A 14695-nucleotide genomic window follows, 5' to 3' on the forward strand; every position below is an offset into this window, starting at 1 on the left:
GTGTCCGACCCGGGCCTGTCAACCGAATGGTCGGTAGTTTGTGAACGCCCGGTTGGGGCTGTCAAGGGATCGAACCGAAGTGGAAAACGCGCTCTGCGCGGCCTCGATGGCGCCGATTCGCCGCGCGGCGGTCAGCTCGGCGTCGGCATCGCCCCAGGTGGGAAGGGGTTTTCACCGTTCGTCCCGGAGAGGCGGGACGTGGGGCTTCCGGGGCCGAAGAAAGTGGAGATATATTCTCCGAAACGAGGGGGGTCGGTGTCCTCGGGGGCGTCCGGGGGAGGAGGCGGCAGGAATGTTCGCACCGGGTGGCTGGGCCGCGCCTTCCCGAGGGTGTTGTCAGTGGGCACCGGCACACTGGCGGCATGGACTCGATCCCGCCCGCCGCCACCGATCTGTCACCCACCTCGCCTGTGTGGGTGGAGTCGATGGGTGGGCCCCTGGTAGCCGTCCCCGTCTCCGCGCTGGCCGATTGGCACGGATGCACGGAGAGCGGGGTCATGGCGGGCGACGGCACGGCTCCGGACGACTACGACCGGGCGTGCGCGGTGGACGATCCGGTCGGCGTGACAGCCGTCGGCGAGAGCGGTGCGCAGGCGCTGGTGCTGGCGGACGAGCCGGCCGCCAGCTGCTATCTGCCGGAACACCGAGCCTTCCTGCGGTGGTTCGGCGCGGTTTCCGAGGCCGGTCTGAGGGCGCCGGCGGAGGCGGTGCTCGCGGACCCGGCCACCCCGTGGGAAGAGTGCGGCACATGGGTCTCGGACGGCCCGGCCGTGCTCATGGACTCCGCCGAAGCGGGTGCCGACCTGGGCATCGAGTACCCCGGTGGCGGGTTGCCCGCCGAGGCGCCGGTCCCGCTGCCCGCCGGCCGCTGGAGAGTGCGAGCCGTCCACATCAAGGCGGACGACGACAACAGGGTCGGCCTGGTCCACCTGCTGCCCATCGAGGAGGCCTCCGCCTGAGGGGCCGCTCCGCCGGGGCGACTTATGCGTCTGCGGTGCCCGTGGCGCTTGATTCTGCCACGTCGGTTTCCTTGCCGGGGGCGCCTGTTGGGCCCCCGTCGGGATCCACGACGTGCCCCGCGCGAAGCTGCTCGGCGGCCCAGCGCGCCCACTCCTGTTCCAGGACCCGTTGGCGAATGCCGTGCTCCAGGACGAGCCTGCCGCAGACGGTGAGCATGTCCTTGTCCCAGTCCTCCGTGTCCCGCAGGGCGACAAGGGTGTCGTGCTCCTTGGCCGAGGTCTCCGCGTGGTCGAGGAGCCGCTGCACGGCTTCCTCGCGCGGCAGGAGTCCCAGGAAGAAGGTCTGCAGAAGCATCGGGTTGCGCTGCGGCCTGCTCTCCCGGCTCTCGGTCAGCCAGCGCACGGTCTCCGCGTGCCCTTCGGGGGTGAGCGAGTACTGCTTGCGCCCCCGGGGCCCCTCCTCCGTCACCTTGATCAGGCCCGTCGCGTCCAGCTTCGTCAACTCGCCGTAGATCTGGCTCTGTTTGGCGGGCCAGACGTAGCCGAGCGAGGTGTCGAACATCTTCAGCAGGTCGTAGCCGCTGCCGGGGCGGAAGACGAGGAGGCCCAGGAGGGCGTTGCGGAGGCTCATGCCGACAACCCTAACCCGTGTCACTCCAATATTGACAGGTCGAAAACTACCCCTGTGGATCCTGTGTGCCGGGCGGGGAGGTCGCGTGGAGGCCGGGCGCGGTCGTCAACGTCCTTGCAGGTGGGGCCCGTTCGGGCCGTCGAGGGCGGAGGTGCGGTGGACTTTCGTTCAATATTCCGACCTTGACATGTTGTTTGCGGAGCATCTAGCTTCCACCTGTCAAAGTTGGAACGTCGAGCAGCGAGGAAACTCATCGTGGGAATCATGGGCTATTTGCGTGGGTTCGTCCCATGGGTCGTGGCGGGCTTCGTCTCCGCCGTCGACTGGCGCTGGGGCGCGGTGGCCGGCTGTGTCTCCGGCCTTCTGCTGCTCCTGCAGGACCGGCGCAGGGGAGTGGCGATGGACGCGATGATCCTGGAGATCAGCACCATCATCTACTTCGTCATCATCGGGGCGATCGCCTTCAGCTCGCCCGACTCGTCCGTCCAGGACCACAGCGACGTTCTCTCCTTCGTGTGGCTGGCCGGTACGGCCTGGGGCAGCATGCTCCTCCGGAGCCCCTTCACCCTCGGGATCGCCCGCCGGCAGACGCCCGAGGAGTACTGGAACACCCCCGGATTCCTCGCCGTCAACAACGCCATCACGGCCGCCTGGGGAGCCGGGTTCACCTTCATCGCCGTCGTACTGGCCATCAGCAACGCGACCGACGCGCCCGCCTGGGTCGGTATCACCGCCCATGTCGTCGGCCTGGTCGCCCCCGCCGTCTTCACCTCGATCTATCCCAAGCGGGTCCAGGCGCGCCTCGAAGCCCTGCTGGCAGCGAACGCCTGACCGTCGTCCGAAGGAAATTCCCTGTGAGTACAGACAAGACCCCTCCGCACCTCGCCGGAAACTTCGCCCCGGTCCCCGACGAGATCACGGTCACCGAGCTGAAGGTGACGGGAGCTGTCCCGCCGGAACTCACCGGCTGGTATCTGCGCAACGGCCCCAACCCGCACGAGGCGGCCTCGGCCCACTGGTTCACCGGCGACGGGATGGTGCACGGAGTCCGCCTCGAAGGCGGCCGGGCGACCTCGTACCGCAACCGCTGGGTCCGCACCGAGACCCTCGCCACGGGCGCCCAGGTCTACGGCCGCGACGGCGGGATGAACCTCGCCGCGGGCGTCGCCAACACCCACGTCGTACGGCACGCGGGCCGCACCCTCGCCCTCGTCGAGACGTCGTTCCCGCAGGAGCTGAGCTGCGAGGCCGGGCGCGAACTGGACACGGTCGGCCCGTACGACTTCGACGGCCGCCTGCGCACCCCGATGACCGCCCACCCCAAGACCTGCCCGGTCACCGGTGAGCTCCACTTCTACGGGTACGGAGGGCTGTCGGCGCCCTATCTGACCTATCACCGGGCCGACGCCAGTGGCGAGTTGACCGTCAGCCGGCCGATCGACGTCCCGGCGCACACGATGATGCACGACTTCTACCTGACCAGGAACCACGTCGTCTTCATGGACCTGCCCGCCGTGTTCAGCATCGAGCGGGCCATGGATCCGAACGGAGGCATGCCGTACGTCTGGTCCGACACCTATGGAGCCAGGCTCGGCGTGCTGCGCCGGGACGACCCGCACGGGGACATCCGCTGGTTCGACATCGACCCGTGCTACGTGTTCCACACCCTCAACTCCTTCGAGGAGAGCGACGGTCGGCGTCTCGTCCTGCTGGGCATGCGCTACCCGTCGCTGCGGGACGGCGTCACCGTGGCGACGGCGGCCCACCTGTGGCGGTGGACGATCGACCTCGTCACCGGTGCCGTGTCCGAGGAGCAACTCGACGACCACCCGGGCGAGTTCCCCCGCATCGACGACCGACTCGCGGGCCTCCCGGCGGAGTTCGGTCACGCCACCGCGGCGCCCGTTCCGGAACTTCCGCAGTACGACCCGGACGAGTCGCGTGCCGCGATCCACCGGTACGACCTCCGCAAGTCGAGCGTCGCCAGCCACTACTTCGCTCCGGGACGCTTCCCGGGCGAGGCGGCCTTCGCCCCCGCCGACGACCGACCCGGCGGCCCCGGCTGGCTCATGACCTATGTCTACGACGCCTCGACCGACCGGAGCGACCTGGTGATCCTCGACGCCGACAACCTCACCCAGGAGCCGGTGGCCACCATCCACCTGCCCCGACGGGTACCCGCCGGATTCCACGGCAGTTGGCTGGCGGACGCCTGACCCCATGAACGGTGAACCGTCCTCCGGGCCCGCGAGCCCGGAGGACGGTTCCCGCCGAAGGGCCGCGAGGAGCCGGACGGATGCCGGAAGGGATCGTGTGATGGGAGACGTCGACGAAGCGGCGCGCCTGGAGGACGTGCTGCTGACGCGCGCGGCCCAGTCCGGTGAAGTCGCCGCGCTGGGGCGGCTGTTGGAGCGCCACCGGGACGGGATGCGCGCGGTGGCCCTGAGCATTCTGGGGCCGGGTGCGGATGCCGACGACGTGATGCAGGACGCGGCGCTGACGGCGCTGCTGCGGATTGGTGATGTCCGTGATCCGGCGGCCGTGGGGGCGTGGCTGCGGATGATCGTGCGCAATGCCGGCCGACTGGTGCTGCGGGAGGCGGTTCTGGTCCGGCCGGTGAGTGAACTCCCCGTAATGGCAGCGCAGTTGGGGCCGGAGCAGTGGCTCGATCGGAACGCGCTGCGGGACTGGGTCTGGGAAGCTCTCGCCGAACTCACCCCGGCGCTGCGGATGCCCCTGCTGCTCCGCTACTTCGCCGCCGAGGTCACCTCGTACGAGCGGATCGCGGACGCCTGCGGGATTCCGGTCGGCACCGTACGCAGCCGGCTGAGCCGGGGCCGCGCCCGGATGGCCACCGCCCTCGCCGCCACGGCGGACACTCCGCACGGCCCCGCCGAACAGCGGATCCGCGCGGGACGCGTCGAGGCCTACGAGCTCCTTGCCGCCGCCGATTGATGTCTGGTTCCCGCCTTGGCCCCGGCGCCCGTCACCGTTCGGCGCTGAACTCCCCGAAGTAATGGCCCTCTTCGATGTCCGGGACCAGCCCGGGGTGTGTCGGCTTCCAACCGGTGCGTTGCCGGGTGAGCGCGCTCGACGCCGGGTTGTCGAGCGGGACGAACGCGGCCAGGAAACCGGCGAAGTGCCGGCTCGCCTCGTCGGGCGTCAGGCTGAGGGCCGGGACCTGCAACCGGCGGCCGATGGCCCGCGCGACCTCGTGGAACGGCACGCCCTCCTCGGCGACCGCGTGGAGACGGGTGCCGGCCGGGGCGGATTCCAGGGCCAGCCGGTACAGGGTCGCCGCGTCCCGTCGATGCACCGACGGCCACCGGTTCGATCCGTCGCCGACGAACGCGGACACACCCGTCGTGCGGGCGACCTCGATGAGAGCCGGGACGAATCCGCGTGCGTCGCCCGGGCCGTGCACGGTCGGTGCCAGTCGTACGGAGGACGAGCGCACCCCGTGCCCGCTCAGCGCGAGGACGGACAGTTCGACCTGGAGCCGTGGGGCTGTGACGACGGTCGGGACAGTGGGGGTCTCCTCGGTGAGCAGGTGCCCCGGGGTGCGGCCGAGGATTCCCGAGGTGACCACGAACGGCCTGTCCGTGCCTGCCAGTTCGGCGCCGATCGCCTCCACTGCGGCCAGCTCGGTCTTCGCGCGGGCGGCCGGGTCGGTGGTCTCGGAGATGTGCTGGTTCGCGGCGTAGACGACACCGTCCGCCGCCGCGGCGCCGGCACGCAGGCTGTCGACGTCCGCGATGTCACCGCGGTGCACGCCGGCGCCGGATCGCGTCAACGCCTCGGCGGCCGAGTCCGAGCGGGCGAGGCCGACGACGTGGTGCCCCGCTCCGAGGAGTTCGCGGACGACCGCGGATCCGATGTAACCCGTCGCGCCCGCAACGAAAACACGCACAGTGGAGATCCCTCAGATCGGTCCGGGTCGACCCGGCGGCGGAGGGCGGCGGGCTCGCGGACCACGTTAGGAACGGAGACGTGCGGGTGTCCAAGGCCTGTGCGGCATACGGCGATACGCGGCAGGCATGACCTGGGGGAGGGGACGGCGCGGGACGGCCACGGCGCCGGGACCCATGGGCTCGGGTACCGGCGCCGCGTCGTCCTGTCTGCCGGCGATCAGCTGATGTGGTAGCTGTCTCCGTAGACCTTCCAGGACAGCGGTGTGTTGAGGTCGAGATTGCCGTTGCGGAGGAAGACGCGCTGCTCGGTGTCGACGCGGGTGGTGTCGCTGTGGGCCTCCTCCTGCTGCATGGCCCACACACGTGCGTCGAGGAAGGCGTTGAGGTACGTCGTCTCGTTGCCGCCCTGGGCCGGCGGCTTGGCCGAACGCAGGGCGCGGGCGCGGATGTTGCGGAAACTGGTGGGGTCGTCGCCGTCGCCGTGCATGACGATGGCGTCGTAGTAGGTGAACTGGCCCAGGGCACGCAGCCCGTCGGTCTTGCCCTGGCTGACGGCCGGGTTGAAGTACACGCGGTCGCGTTCGTCGTTCTGCGCCTGCTGGAACACCGTGTCCTGTGCCGCGGTGCGCCAGTCCTTCGGGAAGTTCGGGTCGAGGCCGGAGTGCGAGTCGGTGCCGTTGACCGAGCGGAGCGCGGGCAGGTACTTGGCGAGTACGTTGCCGGGCTTGCGGGTCGCGTAGAGCTGGACGAGGTCGAGCATGTCGCCGGTGCCGGAGCAGAAGCCGATGATCCCGGCGGTGTAGCCGCGGCCGTCGCCTATGTCCTCGATGTACTTGTACTGGGCCTTCCAGTCGAGCGAGGAGTTCTCCGCGCTCGACACCAGCTTCATGGCGATCTCCTTCTTCGCCGGGTCGTCGAGGTTGACAGCCCGGACCGCCGGAGCGGCGGCCGAGGCCTGCGGAGTGCGCAGCAGAGGTACTGCCGTGAGCGACACGCCGAGGAGCGCGAGGAGGGTCCGGCGCGAGGGGCTCGCCGGCTCGGGGGTCGCTGGGGCACGGAACGGGTGGACCACTGGGACTCCAAATGGTGGTGGGGGGTCGGGAGTTGGTCTTGCCGCCGAACTGATAGGAAACTTAACTATCAGAGGTTCGGCGAGGACGGCACCCGCCGGGGGTCAAGTTCGTAGATATGAACGAGAGCCGTGTGTCTGTGCGAGGGCGATGCTTGACGGTTTGCCCGCCCTTGTCGCACCGGCCACGAGGCGAGGGCCGGTCACCCGGGCGGCAGGAAGCCTGCCCCTGGCAGGGGCAGGCTGCGAACGGCCGACGGCAGCACACTCACGTCGTAGCAATCACGTGCTGGCACTCATGAAAAAGGAACCGCCATGTCTGCGCTGTACACCACCGAGGCCCTGTCGACCGGCGACGGCCGCAACGGCGAAGTCCGTTCCCTCGACGGCGTGTTGGACGAAGTCCTCGCGGTCCCGAAGGAGATGGGCGGCCCCGGCGGCGACCGGACCAACCCCGAGCAGCTCTTCGCCGCCGGCTACGCCGCCTGTTTCCACAACGGACTCCGCCTGATCGCGAGCGGCCAGGGGGTCCGACTCGGCGCCTCCACCGTCCGGTCGAAGGTCACCCTGCTCGCGCTGGACACCGGCGGCTTCACCCTCGCCGTGGCACTGACCGCGCACCTGCCCGGCCTGGAACAGTCCACCGCCGACCAGTTGGTGAAGGTCGCCCATGAGGTGTGCCCGTACTCCAACGCCACCCGCGGCAACATCGACGTGACCCTCACGGCCACGGTCTGACAAGGGGGAACAAGCACCTTCGGGCCTCGCGCTTCCCGACAGCGCGAGGCCTGCGGGCACCGGGCGGGAGCTAGTATGCGGCTGCCGGAGATCGGGAGACACCATGGCACCAGGGGCAGGACGCGGCGCGGGAGCCGCACCGCGCAGTGTGGACGTGGCGCGCCTCGCGGGCGTGTCGCAGAAGACGGTGTCCCGGGTCATGAACGACGAGCCGTACGTCTCCGCGGACGTACGCCGCCGGGTCCTGGCCGCGGCCGAGGAACTCGGCTACCGCTCGAACAACGCGGCCCGCGCGCTGGCCTCCGGACGCACCCGGTCCATCGGCGTCGTGACACTCGGTACCGCGCTCTACGGCCCCGCCTCGCTGCTCATGGGCGTCGAGCGGGCCGTACGCGACACCGGCTACGCGCTCCGGGTGGTCAACACGATGGAGGGCGAGTCGGCGGGCATCGCCGGTGCCGTCGACTCGCTCCTGGACCAGGGCGTGGACGGCATCGTCATCTCCGAGCCGATCGACGAGGAGGACGGCGCCGACCTGTCCGCGCGCGTCGACGTGCCGGTGCTCGTCCTCGGCGCGCCGCCGCCCTTCGTCGCACCGCATGTGGTGACGGCCGGGATCGTCTCCGGCCGACTGGCGCGGGCCGCCACCGAACACCTGCTGGAGCTCGGCCACACCACGGTCCACCATCTGGCGGGACCCGTGCGCTGGTACTCGGCCCGGGACCGTCTCGAGGGCTGGCGGGCGGCGCTCGCCGCGCACGGCCGGGCGGAACCGCCGGTCGTCCAGGGCGACTGGTCGGCCGCCTCCGGTTACGCGGCCGGTCGCGCCCTGGCCGACGACCCCGGCGTCACCGCGGTGTTCGCCGCCAACGACGACATGGCGATCGGACTGATCCGCGCCCTGACGGAGGCCGGCCGGCGGGTGCCGGAGGACATCAGCGTGGTCGGCTTCGACGACACCCCGGTCGCCGCCTATGTGACTCCGCCGCTGACGACCGTACGGCAGCCGTTCGACGCGATGGCGCGCATCGGTCTCAAGCTTCTTGTGCACGCCATCGAGAAGCCGCAGGAACCCCCGCTGCCGGTGACCGAACCACCGGTCGAACTCGTCGTCCGCGCTTCGTCGTCGGCGCCGCCTCGCTAGGCTCTCCGGGCATGAAGGTCCGTCACAAGGCACGGGTCGTGCTGCTCGACCATGGTCGGCTGGTGTTCCTGAAGCGGGGCTGGCCGGGCGGCGACTCCTACTGCACCACCGTCGGCGGAAGCGTCGAGCCCACCGACGCGGACCTCGAAGCGGCGCTGCGCCGCGAGGCGTTGGAGGAGATCGGCGCCGCGATCGGTCCCGCCACCGAGTTCCTCACCCTGACCGAACCGGGCGATACGACCACCGTCGTACAGCACTACTTCCTCGCCGACCTGCTCGACATGGACCCGGCCCGTCGCCACGGTCCCGAGCTCGACGACCCCGACACGGGCGACTTCGAACCGGTCCGCGTGCCGCTCAGCCGCTCCGCCGTGGCGGCCCTCAACCTCCAGCCGGCCGAGCTCGCCGACTATGTGCTGCGCCATGTCGATGCGTGGGGCGCTGCCTGACCGTCGTCGTCTAGGGAAGGCCGTACTACGGCGTCAGTACGACCTTGCCGGCGACCGTGCCCGACTCGGCCAGGCGCAGGGCGTCGGAGACGCGGGCGAGCGGCAGCCGGGCCGCGATCCGCGGTGTGACCTCGCCGCGCTCGACGGCCGCGAAGACCTGCGAGAGGTCGGTGCGCAGCTGGGTGCGGAACCGGTTCTTGTTCAGGGCGCGCCCGGCCCAGACGTTGAAGAAGTAGGCGTGACGGCCGTTCGGCAGCGCGTTCCACATCCAGACGCGGCCGAGGATCTTGAGCACGGGCAGCTGCTTGGAGCCCTCGTCGTCGCGGGTGGCGGCGCTGCCGTAGGAGACGAGGGTGCCGCCGGGGGCGAGGAGGTGCCAGGAGCGGACGACGCTCTCGGCGCCGACGTGGTCGAAGACCGCGTCCACCCCGCGCGGGGCGAGCTCGCGGACCCGTGCGGCGAGGTCAGGGGTGCGGTAGTCGATGGGCTCGACGCCCTGCTCGCGCAGTGCGCCGTGGTGGCGCGGTGACGCCGTGCCGATCACGTACACGCCCATGGCGCGGGCGAGTTGGACCAGGACCGTGCCGACGCCGCCGTTGGCGCCGTGCACCAGGATCGTCTGGCCCGCGCGGATCCGGGCCTTGCGGTGCAGCATCTGCCAGGCGGTGATGCCGTTGACCACCACGGTCTCGGCCTCCGCCGCGCCGACCCCGGCCGGCACCGGCACCACGTCGGCCGCGTCGACCAGCACATGGCTGGCCCAGCCGCCGACCTTCACCAGCGCGGCCACCCGGGTGCCGACCAGGCTCGCTTCCACGCCGGCGCCGGTGCTCTGGACGGTGCCGACCAGGTCGTAGCCGGGGACGAAGGGGAACGGGGGCTGGTCGTAGTACCGGCCGCGGCGCATCTGCTGCTCGGCGAAGGAGACCCCGGTCGCCTCCATCCGGATCACGACCTGGCCGGGACCCGCGACCGGAACGGCTCCGTGCCGGACCTCCAGGCCCTCGGGCTCGACCTTGCCCGGCAGGACGACCTCGACGAGTGCGTCGGTGGTGTTGTTCATGGCGACCTCCACTGTGAGCTGCGGCGAGCTATGCGCTTTCGTGTTCGTTATAAGTTCTAACGCACGCTAGAAGGGGTCGTCAAGTGCAATCGTGATACCTTCTAACTGAAGCTTGAGCGTGTAGTCCTGTGAGTGTGGAAGGCGGCCGGTCATGGCGGAAACAGGCACGAGGACTCCGCGTGAGCGGTACCGCGACCAGGTGCGCACGGAGATCAAGGACCACGCACGGGAGCAGATCGCCACGGCGGGCGCCTCCGCGCTCTCCCTCAATGCCATCGCCAAGCGGATGGGCATGAGCGGCCCCGCGCTCTACCGCTACTTCGCCAGCCGGGACGACCTGATCACCGAGCTCGTCCGCGACGCCTACCGCAGCCTCGCCGACAGCTTCCGCACGGCCGCCGAGACCGGCACCGACCTGCCCGGACTGGCCCACACCCTGCGGGCCTGGGCCCTCGCCGACCCCCAGCGGTACTTCCTCGTCTACGGCACCCCCGTCCCCGGCTACCACGCGCCCGACGACATCACCGGCATCGCGTCCGAGATCATGACGACCCTGCTGGACGCCTGCGCCGCCGCAGGGCTCTCGGACGGCCCCGCGACACCGTTCGAGACGCATCTCGGGGACCACCGCGACTGGGCGGGCGACCACCCCGCCCCGCCCGAGAGCCTCCACCGGGCACTCACCTTCTGGACCCGTCTGCACGGAGTCCTCTCCCTGGAACTCGCGGGCCACTTCACCGGCATGGGCTTCGACCCGGCCGAGCTCTTCGCGTCCGAACTGGCGGGTCTTGTGGAGCAGCGGGGGGAGTGAGACCTGCCGCCCAACTCCCCGTCCACGTGCGAGAGTTCTTATTGATTGGCGGCTCGGGAAGGGCTGCCAATCAACTTCCGGCCCGGTGAACTCGGTGCTGTGGGGGAGGTCGTCCCGCGTCCCCTTGGGGGAGGGGCGCGGGACGTTCGGCAGGACGGGTGAGGCAGTAGGGGGCGATCGGTGTGGGGCGTCCGGAGAGTCCGCTGGATCCTGAGGGCGGGCCGGTGCAGCGGCTGGCGTACGAGTTGCGTCAACTGCGGCAGGAGGCAGGGGGGATCACCTATCGGGTGATGGCCGGCCGGGTCGACTTCTCGGCGGCCACGCTGTCCGAGGCGGCGGCCGGTGAACGCCTCCCGTCCCTGGCCGTCGTCCTCGCCTACGTCCGGGCCTGTGGCGCGGACTCCGGTGAATGGGAGGGACGTTGGCGGCGGGCGGCCGAGGAAGAAGCCGGGCGGACCGAGGAGGAAGAGGGGGTCACGCCGCCGTACCGGGGGCTCGCGCGGTTCGAGCCGGGTGACAGTGATCGCTTCTTCGGCCGGGATCAACTGGTCGCCGATCTCGCGGAGTTGGCGCTGGACAACCGCTTCGTGGCCGTCGTCGGGACGTCGGGAAGTGGCAAGTCGTCCCTGCTGCGGGCCGGTCTGGTGCCGGCGTTGCGCGGCGAGGCCTGGCCGGGTGCCCGCCCGGCGGCCGTACGCATCCTCACGCCCGGCGAGCATCCTGCGCGTACCCACGCCCGAGCACTCGCCCCGGTCGAGACCACGGGGGACGGGGACACGTGGATGATCGTGGACCAGTTCGAGGAGGTCTTCACGCTCTGTCAGGACCCTGCCGAGCGGGCCCGTTTCCTGGACCGGCTGCTGGCGGCCTCCCGGCCGGGCGGGCGGCTGAGGGTGGTGATCGCGGTGCGCGCGGATCTCTACGGGCGGCTCGGTGAGCACCGCGGTCTCGCGGACGCGCTGCGCGGTGCGAGCCTGCTCGTCGCCCCGATGAGCATGGGCGAACTGCGCGAGGCCGTCGTCAAGCCCGCCATGGCCCAGGGCCTGACGGTCGAGCGCGCCCTGACCGACCGGATCATCGCGGAAGTGGCCGACCGTCCCGGCGGTCTCCCGCTGATGTCCCACGCGCTGCTGGAGACCTGGCGCCGCCGCCGGGGCAGGACACTGACGCTCAAGGGCTACGAGGCGGCCGGCGGTGTCCGGGGCGCGATCACCCAGACCGCCGAGGACCTCTACGGCAGCCTCTCCCCGCAGGAGGCCGTGCTCGCCCGTCAGGTGATGCTGCGGCTGATCGCCCCGGGCGAGGGCACCGACGACACCGGGCGTCCCGCCCGCCGTGCCGAGCTGGACGCCGACGGCACCGGCGAAACGGCCGTCGTACTGGACCGGTTGGCCCGGGCCCGGCTGATCACCCTCGACGACGACACCGTCGATCTCGCCCACGAAGCGCTGATCACCGCGTGGCCCCGGCTGCGCGAATGGATCGACCGGGACCGCGAGTTGCTGCGCCGGCACCGAATACTCACCGAAGCGGCTGTCGCGTGGGAGCAGTTGGACCGTGACGCCGGTGCTTTGTATCGAGGGGCTCGGCTGGCGGCGGCCGAGGAAGGCTTCGCCGACCCGGCCCGTCCTTACCGGCTCACGCGGCTGGAGCGAGCCTTTCTCACCGCGAGCCTCCAGGCCCGGGACGCCGAACGGTCCGCGACAGCTCGTACGACGCGTCGATTACGTTCCCTGATCGCGGCGTTGGCCGCCCTGCTCGTGCTGGCGGTCATCGCCGCCGGGCTGGCGTTCACCCAGCGGCAGGACGCCGTCACCGCGCAGCACGCGGCGTTGTCCCGGCAACTTGCCGCCCAGTCCGCCGTGTTGCTGGACACCAACCCCGACCTGGCCTCGCTGCTCGCGGTCCAGTCGTACCGGACGAGCCCCACCGCCGAGGCCGTCACCAGCCTGTACGCCGCCGCGGCGCTGCCGCAGCGGCACAGCATGGCCGTCGGCTGTCAGGTGTGGTCGGTGGCGTTCAGCCCGGACGGGCGCACCCTGGCCACGGCGTGTGCCGACGCGACCATCCGGCTGTGGGACACCGCCACCGGCAAGCGGCGGGCCACCTTCGCCGGCCTCGGCGGCTTCGTGGCGGCGGTGGCGTTCAGCCCGGACGGCCGCACTCTGGCCGATGCCGGGGAGCACGGCCTTCGGCTCCGGAACGTGGCCACGGGCACGATCCGTGCCAGGCTCACCAGCCGCGATGCGGTGTCCGCGGTGGCGTTCAGTCCGGACGGTCGGACGCTCGCGGCCGCGCAGAGCAAGGTGCTGCGCCTGTGGGACATGGCCTCAGGAAAACTGCGGGCGACGCTCAAGAGCCACACCGGGTTCATCGACACGGTGGCGTTCAGCCCGGACGGCCGTCTGCTGGCCTCAGGCGGCGCGGACTTCACCGTACGGCTGTGGGACGCGGCATCGGGACGGCTGCGGGCCACCTGGCCCAGCTACGCCGGGGAGGTGACGTCGGTGGCCTTCAGTCCCGACGGGCAGACCGTTGCCGTCGTCGGTACCGTCGGCGAAGGTGTCTGGCTGCACGACACGTCCGGCGGCGCCGACCACGTCCTGAAAACCGGCCGGACAGGCTTCCTGACGTCGGTGGCCTTCAGTCCCGACGGTCGCACTCTGGCCACCACCGGGACCGACAAGACGCTGCGGCTGACAGACGTCGCCACCCACAAGAGCCAGGTCATCACCACCGGGCATGTGGACGGGCAGACGTCGGTGGTGGCGTTCAGTCCGGACGGCCGCACCGTGGCCACCGGCAGCGGGGACGGCACCGCCTGCCTGTGGCAGCCGGACACCGGCCGGGCCCGTGCCACCCTCAACACCCGTTCAGGACCCATCCGTTCGGTGGCCCTCAGCCCTGACGGGCGCACTCTGGCCACCGCCGGCGACGACAGAAAGACCCGTCTGTGGAACACGGCCACCGGAACGCTCCAGGCCACCCTCACCGGTCACACCGGGCCCGTACGGTCCGTCGCGTTCAGCCCTGACGGCCGCACCCTGGCCACCGGCAGCTACGACACAACCATACGGATCTGGAACGTGCGTACGGCAGCCGTGCGCAGTGTGCTCTCCGCTCCCACTGCCGTCTGGTCGCTGTCCTTCGCCCCGGACGGCCGCACTCTCGTCAGCCGCGGCGACGACGGCAAGCTGCGGCAGTGGAACATCACCACCGGCACAGCGCGTGCCCTCTTCGACCCGTACAACCCAATCGTGTCGTCCGTCGCCGTCAGCCCTGACGGCCGCACTCTCGCAGTCGGCTCCTACTTCGACACGATCCCGCTCCGGGACATCGCCCGCGGCAGCACCCGGGCCACCCTCACCGGCCACACCAACACCGTCAAGGCGATCGCCTTCAGCCCGGACGGACGGACCCTCGTCAGTGGCAGCGAGGACCACACCGCACGGCTCTGGGACACCGCCACCGGGAAGCAGCGGGCCGTCCTGACCGGCCACGGCGATCAGGTGCAGGCGGTGGCCTTCAGCGCCGACGGCCGGACCGTGGCCAGCGGCAGCGACGACGGCACGGTACGTCTGTGGGACGCGGCCACCGGACGGCTGCGGGCCACGTTGACCGGCCACACAGGGCCCGTACGGTCCGTTGCCTTCACCCCGGACGGACACACCCTCGCCACCGGCAGCACCGACGGAACCGCCCGCCTGTGGAGCCTCACACTGCCCGACCCGCGACAGGCCGTCGACAAGATCTGCTCCGTCGTACGCCGGGACCTCACGGCGCTGGAACGGACCACCTACCTCGACGGCCACCGGGATACGACCTGCTGACCCGACCGGCTGGCTCCCCAGCCCCCGACGGTGTGGCGGCGCCGTTGTGAAGATCGGGTTGGGGACACTCGCCGTCCGGCGCCGCGCGGC

13 protein-coding genes are annotated in these 14695 nt (G+C 71.0%); 9 read left to right on the top strand and 4 right to left on the bottom strand.

Translation table 11 applies throughout. The features are described 5' to 3' along the window. Window positions 1–362: 362 nt before the first annotated feature. The gene (locus SSP08S_RS13820) at window positions 363–959 is read left to right on the top strand and encodes an Imm21 family immunity protein (RefSeq protein ID WP_019068197.1); all 597 of its coding nucleotides are present in this window, start codon (window positions 363–365) and stop codon (window positions 957–959) included. A 22-nt stretch (window positions 960–981) separates the two neighbouring features. Here SSP08S_RS13820 and SSP08S_RS13825 read toward each other — a convergent pair whose 3' ends face one another. Then, the gene (locus SSP08S_RS13825) at window positions 982–1590 is read right to left on the bottom strand and encodes a PadR family transcriptional regulator (RefSeq protein WP_019068198.1); all 609 of its coding nucleotides are present in this window, start codon (window positions 1588–1590) and stop codon (window positions 982–984) included. Between the two features lie 264 nt (window positions 1591–1854). Between SSP08S_RS13825 and SSP08S_RS13830 the strand changes: the two genes are divergently transcribed. From SSP08S_RS13830 to SSP08S_RS13840, 3 genes are all read left to right on the top strand, one after another. Continuing rightward, entirely contained in the window at window positions 1855–2421 is a 567-nt protein-coding gene (locus SSP08S_RS13830; protein WP_019068199.1) for a hypothetical protein, read from the top strand. Between the two features lie 23 nt (window positions 2422–2444). Beyond that, entirely contained in the window at window positions 2445–3806 is a 1362-nt protein-coding gene (locus SSP08S_RS13835) for a carotenoid oxygenase family protein (protein WP_019068200.1), read from the top strand. A gap of 100 nt (window positions 3807–3906) precedes the next feature. Further along, a complete protein-coding gene (locus SSP08S_RS13840) occupies window positions 3907–4545 on the top strand; it encodes an RNA polymerase sigma factor (RefSeq protein ID WP_019068201.1) in 639 nt (212 codons plus the stop codon). Window positions 4546–4576: 31 nt separating this feature from the next. Here SSP08S_RS13840 and SSP08S_RS13845 read toward each other — a convergent pair whose 3' ends face one another. Together SSP08S_RS13845 and SSP08S_RS13850 are read right to left on the bottom strand one after the other, a co-directional pair. Continuing rightward, entirely contained in the window at window positions 4577–5500 is a 924-nt protein-coding gene (locus SSP08S_RS13845; protein WP_019068202.1) for an SDR family oxidoreductase, read from the bottom strand. A gap of 218 nt (window positions 5501–5718) precedes the next feature. Continuing rightward, the gene (locus SSP08S_RS13850; RefSeq protein ID WP_019068203.1) at window positions 5719–6573 is read right to left on the bottom strand and encodes a chitosanase; all 855 of its coding nucleotides are present in this window, start codon (window positions 6571–6573) and stop codon (window positions 5719–5721) included. Between the two features lie 312 nt (window positions 6574–6885). Between SSP08S_RS13850 and SSP08S_RS13855 the strand changes: the two genes are divergently transcribed. The 3 genes from SSP08S_RS13855 to SSP08S_RS13865 all read left to right on the top strand — a co-directional run bounded on the left by SSP08S_RS13855 (window position 6886) and on the right by SSP08S_RS13865 (window position 8901). After that, window positions 6886–7308, top strand: coding sequence for an organic hydroperoxide resistance protein (locus SSP08S_RS13855; RefSeq protein ID WP_019068204.1), 423 nt, complete (start codon window positions 6886–6888; stop codon window positions 7306–7308). A 103-nt stretch (window positions 7309–7411) separates the two neighbouring features. Next, the gene (locus SSP08S_RS13860; RefSeq protein WP_051105900.1) at window positions 7412–8452 is read left to right on the top strand and encodes a LacI family DNA-binding transcriptional regulator; all 1041 of its coding nucleotides are present in this window, start codon (window positions 7412–7414) and stop codon (window positions 8450–8452) included. Window positions 8453–8463: 11 nt separating this feature from the next. Continuing rightward, complete coding sequence (locus SSP08S_RS13865) at window positions 8464–8901, top strand: NUDIX domain-containing protein (RefSeq protein ID WP_026178470.1); 438 nt, start codon at window positions 8464–8466, stop codon at window positions 8899–8901. 25 nt (window positions 8902–8926) lie between these two features. Here the strand turns inward: SSP08S_RS13865 and SSP08S_RS13870 are convergent, their stop codons facing one another. Then, window positions 8927–9964, bottom strand: a complete 1038-nt coding sequence (locus tag SSP08S_RS13870; RefSeq protein ID WP_026178471.1) for a medium chain dehydrogenase/reductase family protein — start codon at window positions 9962–9964, stop codon at window positions 8927–8929. A 151-nt stretch (window positions 9965–10115) separates the two neighbouring features. On the opposite strand from SSP08S_RS13870, the gene SSP08S_RS13875 reads away from it, so the two are divergent. Beyond that, window positions 10116–10775, top strand: a complete 660-nt coding sequence (locus SSP08S_RS13875) for a TetR/AcrR family transcriptional regulator (protein WP_019068208.1) — start codon at window positions 10116–10118, stop codon at window positions 10773–10775. A 182-nt stretch (window positions 10776–10957) separates the two neighbouring features. Beyond that, the gene (locus SSP08S_RS13880) at window positions 10958–14605 is read left to right on the top strand and encodes an nSTAND1 domain-containing NTPase (RefSeq protein WP_369407088.1); all 3648 of its coding nucleotides are present in this window, start codon (window positions 10958–10960) and stop codon (window positions 14603–14605) included. Window positions 14606–14695: the final 90 nt, after the last annotated feature.

This window comes from Streptomyces hokutonensis, from assembly GCF_000376565.1.
Classification (GTDB): Bacteria; Actinomycetota; Actinomycetes; order Streptomycetales; family Streptomycetaceae; genus Streptomyces; species Streptomyces hokutonensis.

Coding starts and splice junctions, on each gene's coding strand:
- SSP08S_RS13855 (WP_019068204.1), top strand. CDS start 6,886: ATGTCTGCGCTGTACACCACCGAGGCCCTGTCGACCGGCGACGGCCGC.
- SSP08S_RS13865 (WP_026178470.1), top strand. CDS start 8,464: ATGAAGGTCCGTCACAAGGCACGGGTCGTGCTGCTCGACCATGGTCGG.
- SSP08S_RS13875 (WP_019068208.1), top strand. CDS start 10,116: ATGGCGGAAACAGGCACGAGGACTCCGCGTGAGCGGTACCGCGACCAG.
- SSP08S_RS13825 (WP_019068198.1), bottom strand. CDS start 1,590: ATGAGCCTCCGCAACGCCCTCCTGGGCCTCCTCGTCTTCCGCCCCGGC.
- SSP08S_RS13840 (WP_019068201.1), top strand. CDS start 3,907: ATGGGAGACGTCGACGAAGCGGCGCGCCTGGAGGACGTGCTGCTGACG.
- SSP08S_RS13830 (WP_019068199.1), top strand. CDS start 1,855: ATGGGCTATTTGCGTGGGTTCGTCCCATGGGTCGTGGCGGGCTTCGTC.
- SSP08S_RS13860 (WP_051105900.1), top strand. CDS start 7,412: ATGGCACCAGGGGCAGGACGCGGCGCGGGAGCCGCACCGCGCAGTGTG.
- SSP08S_RS13870 (WP_026178471.1), bottom strand. CDS start 9,964: ATGAACAACACCACCGACGCACTCGTCGAGGTCGTCCTGCCGGGCAAG.
- SSP08S_RS13820 (WP_019068197.1), top strand. CDS start 363: ATGGACTCGATCCCGCCCGCCGCCACCGATCTGTCACCCACCTCGCCT.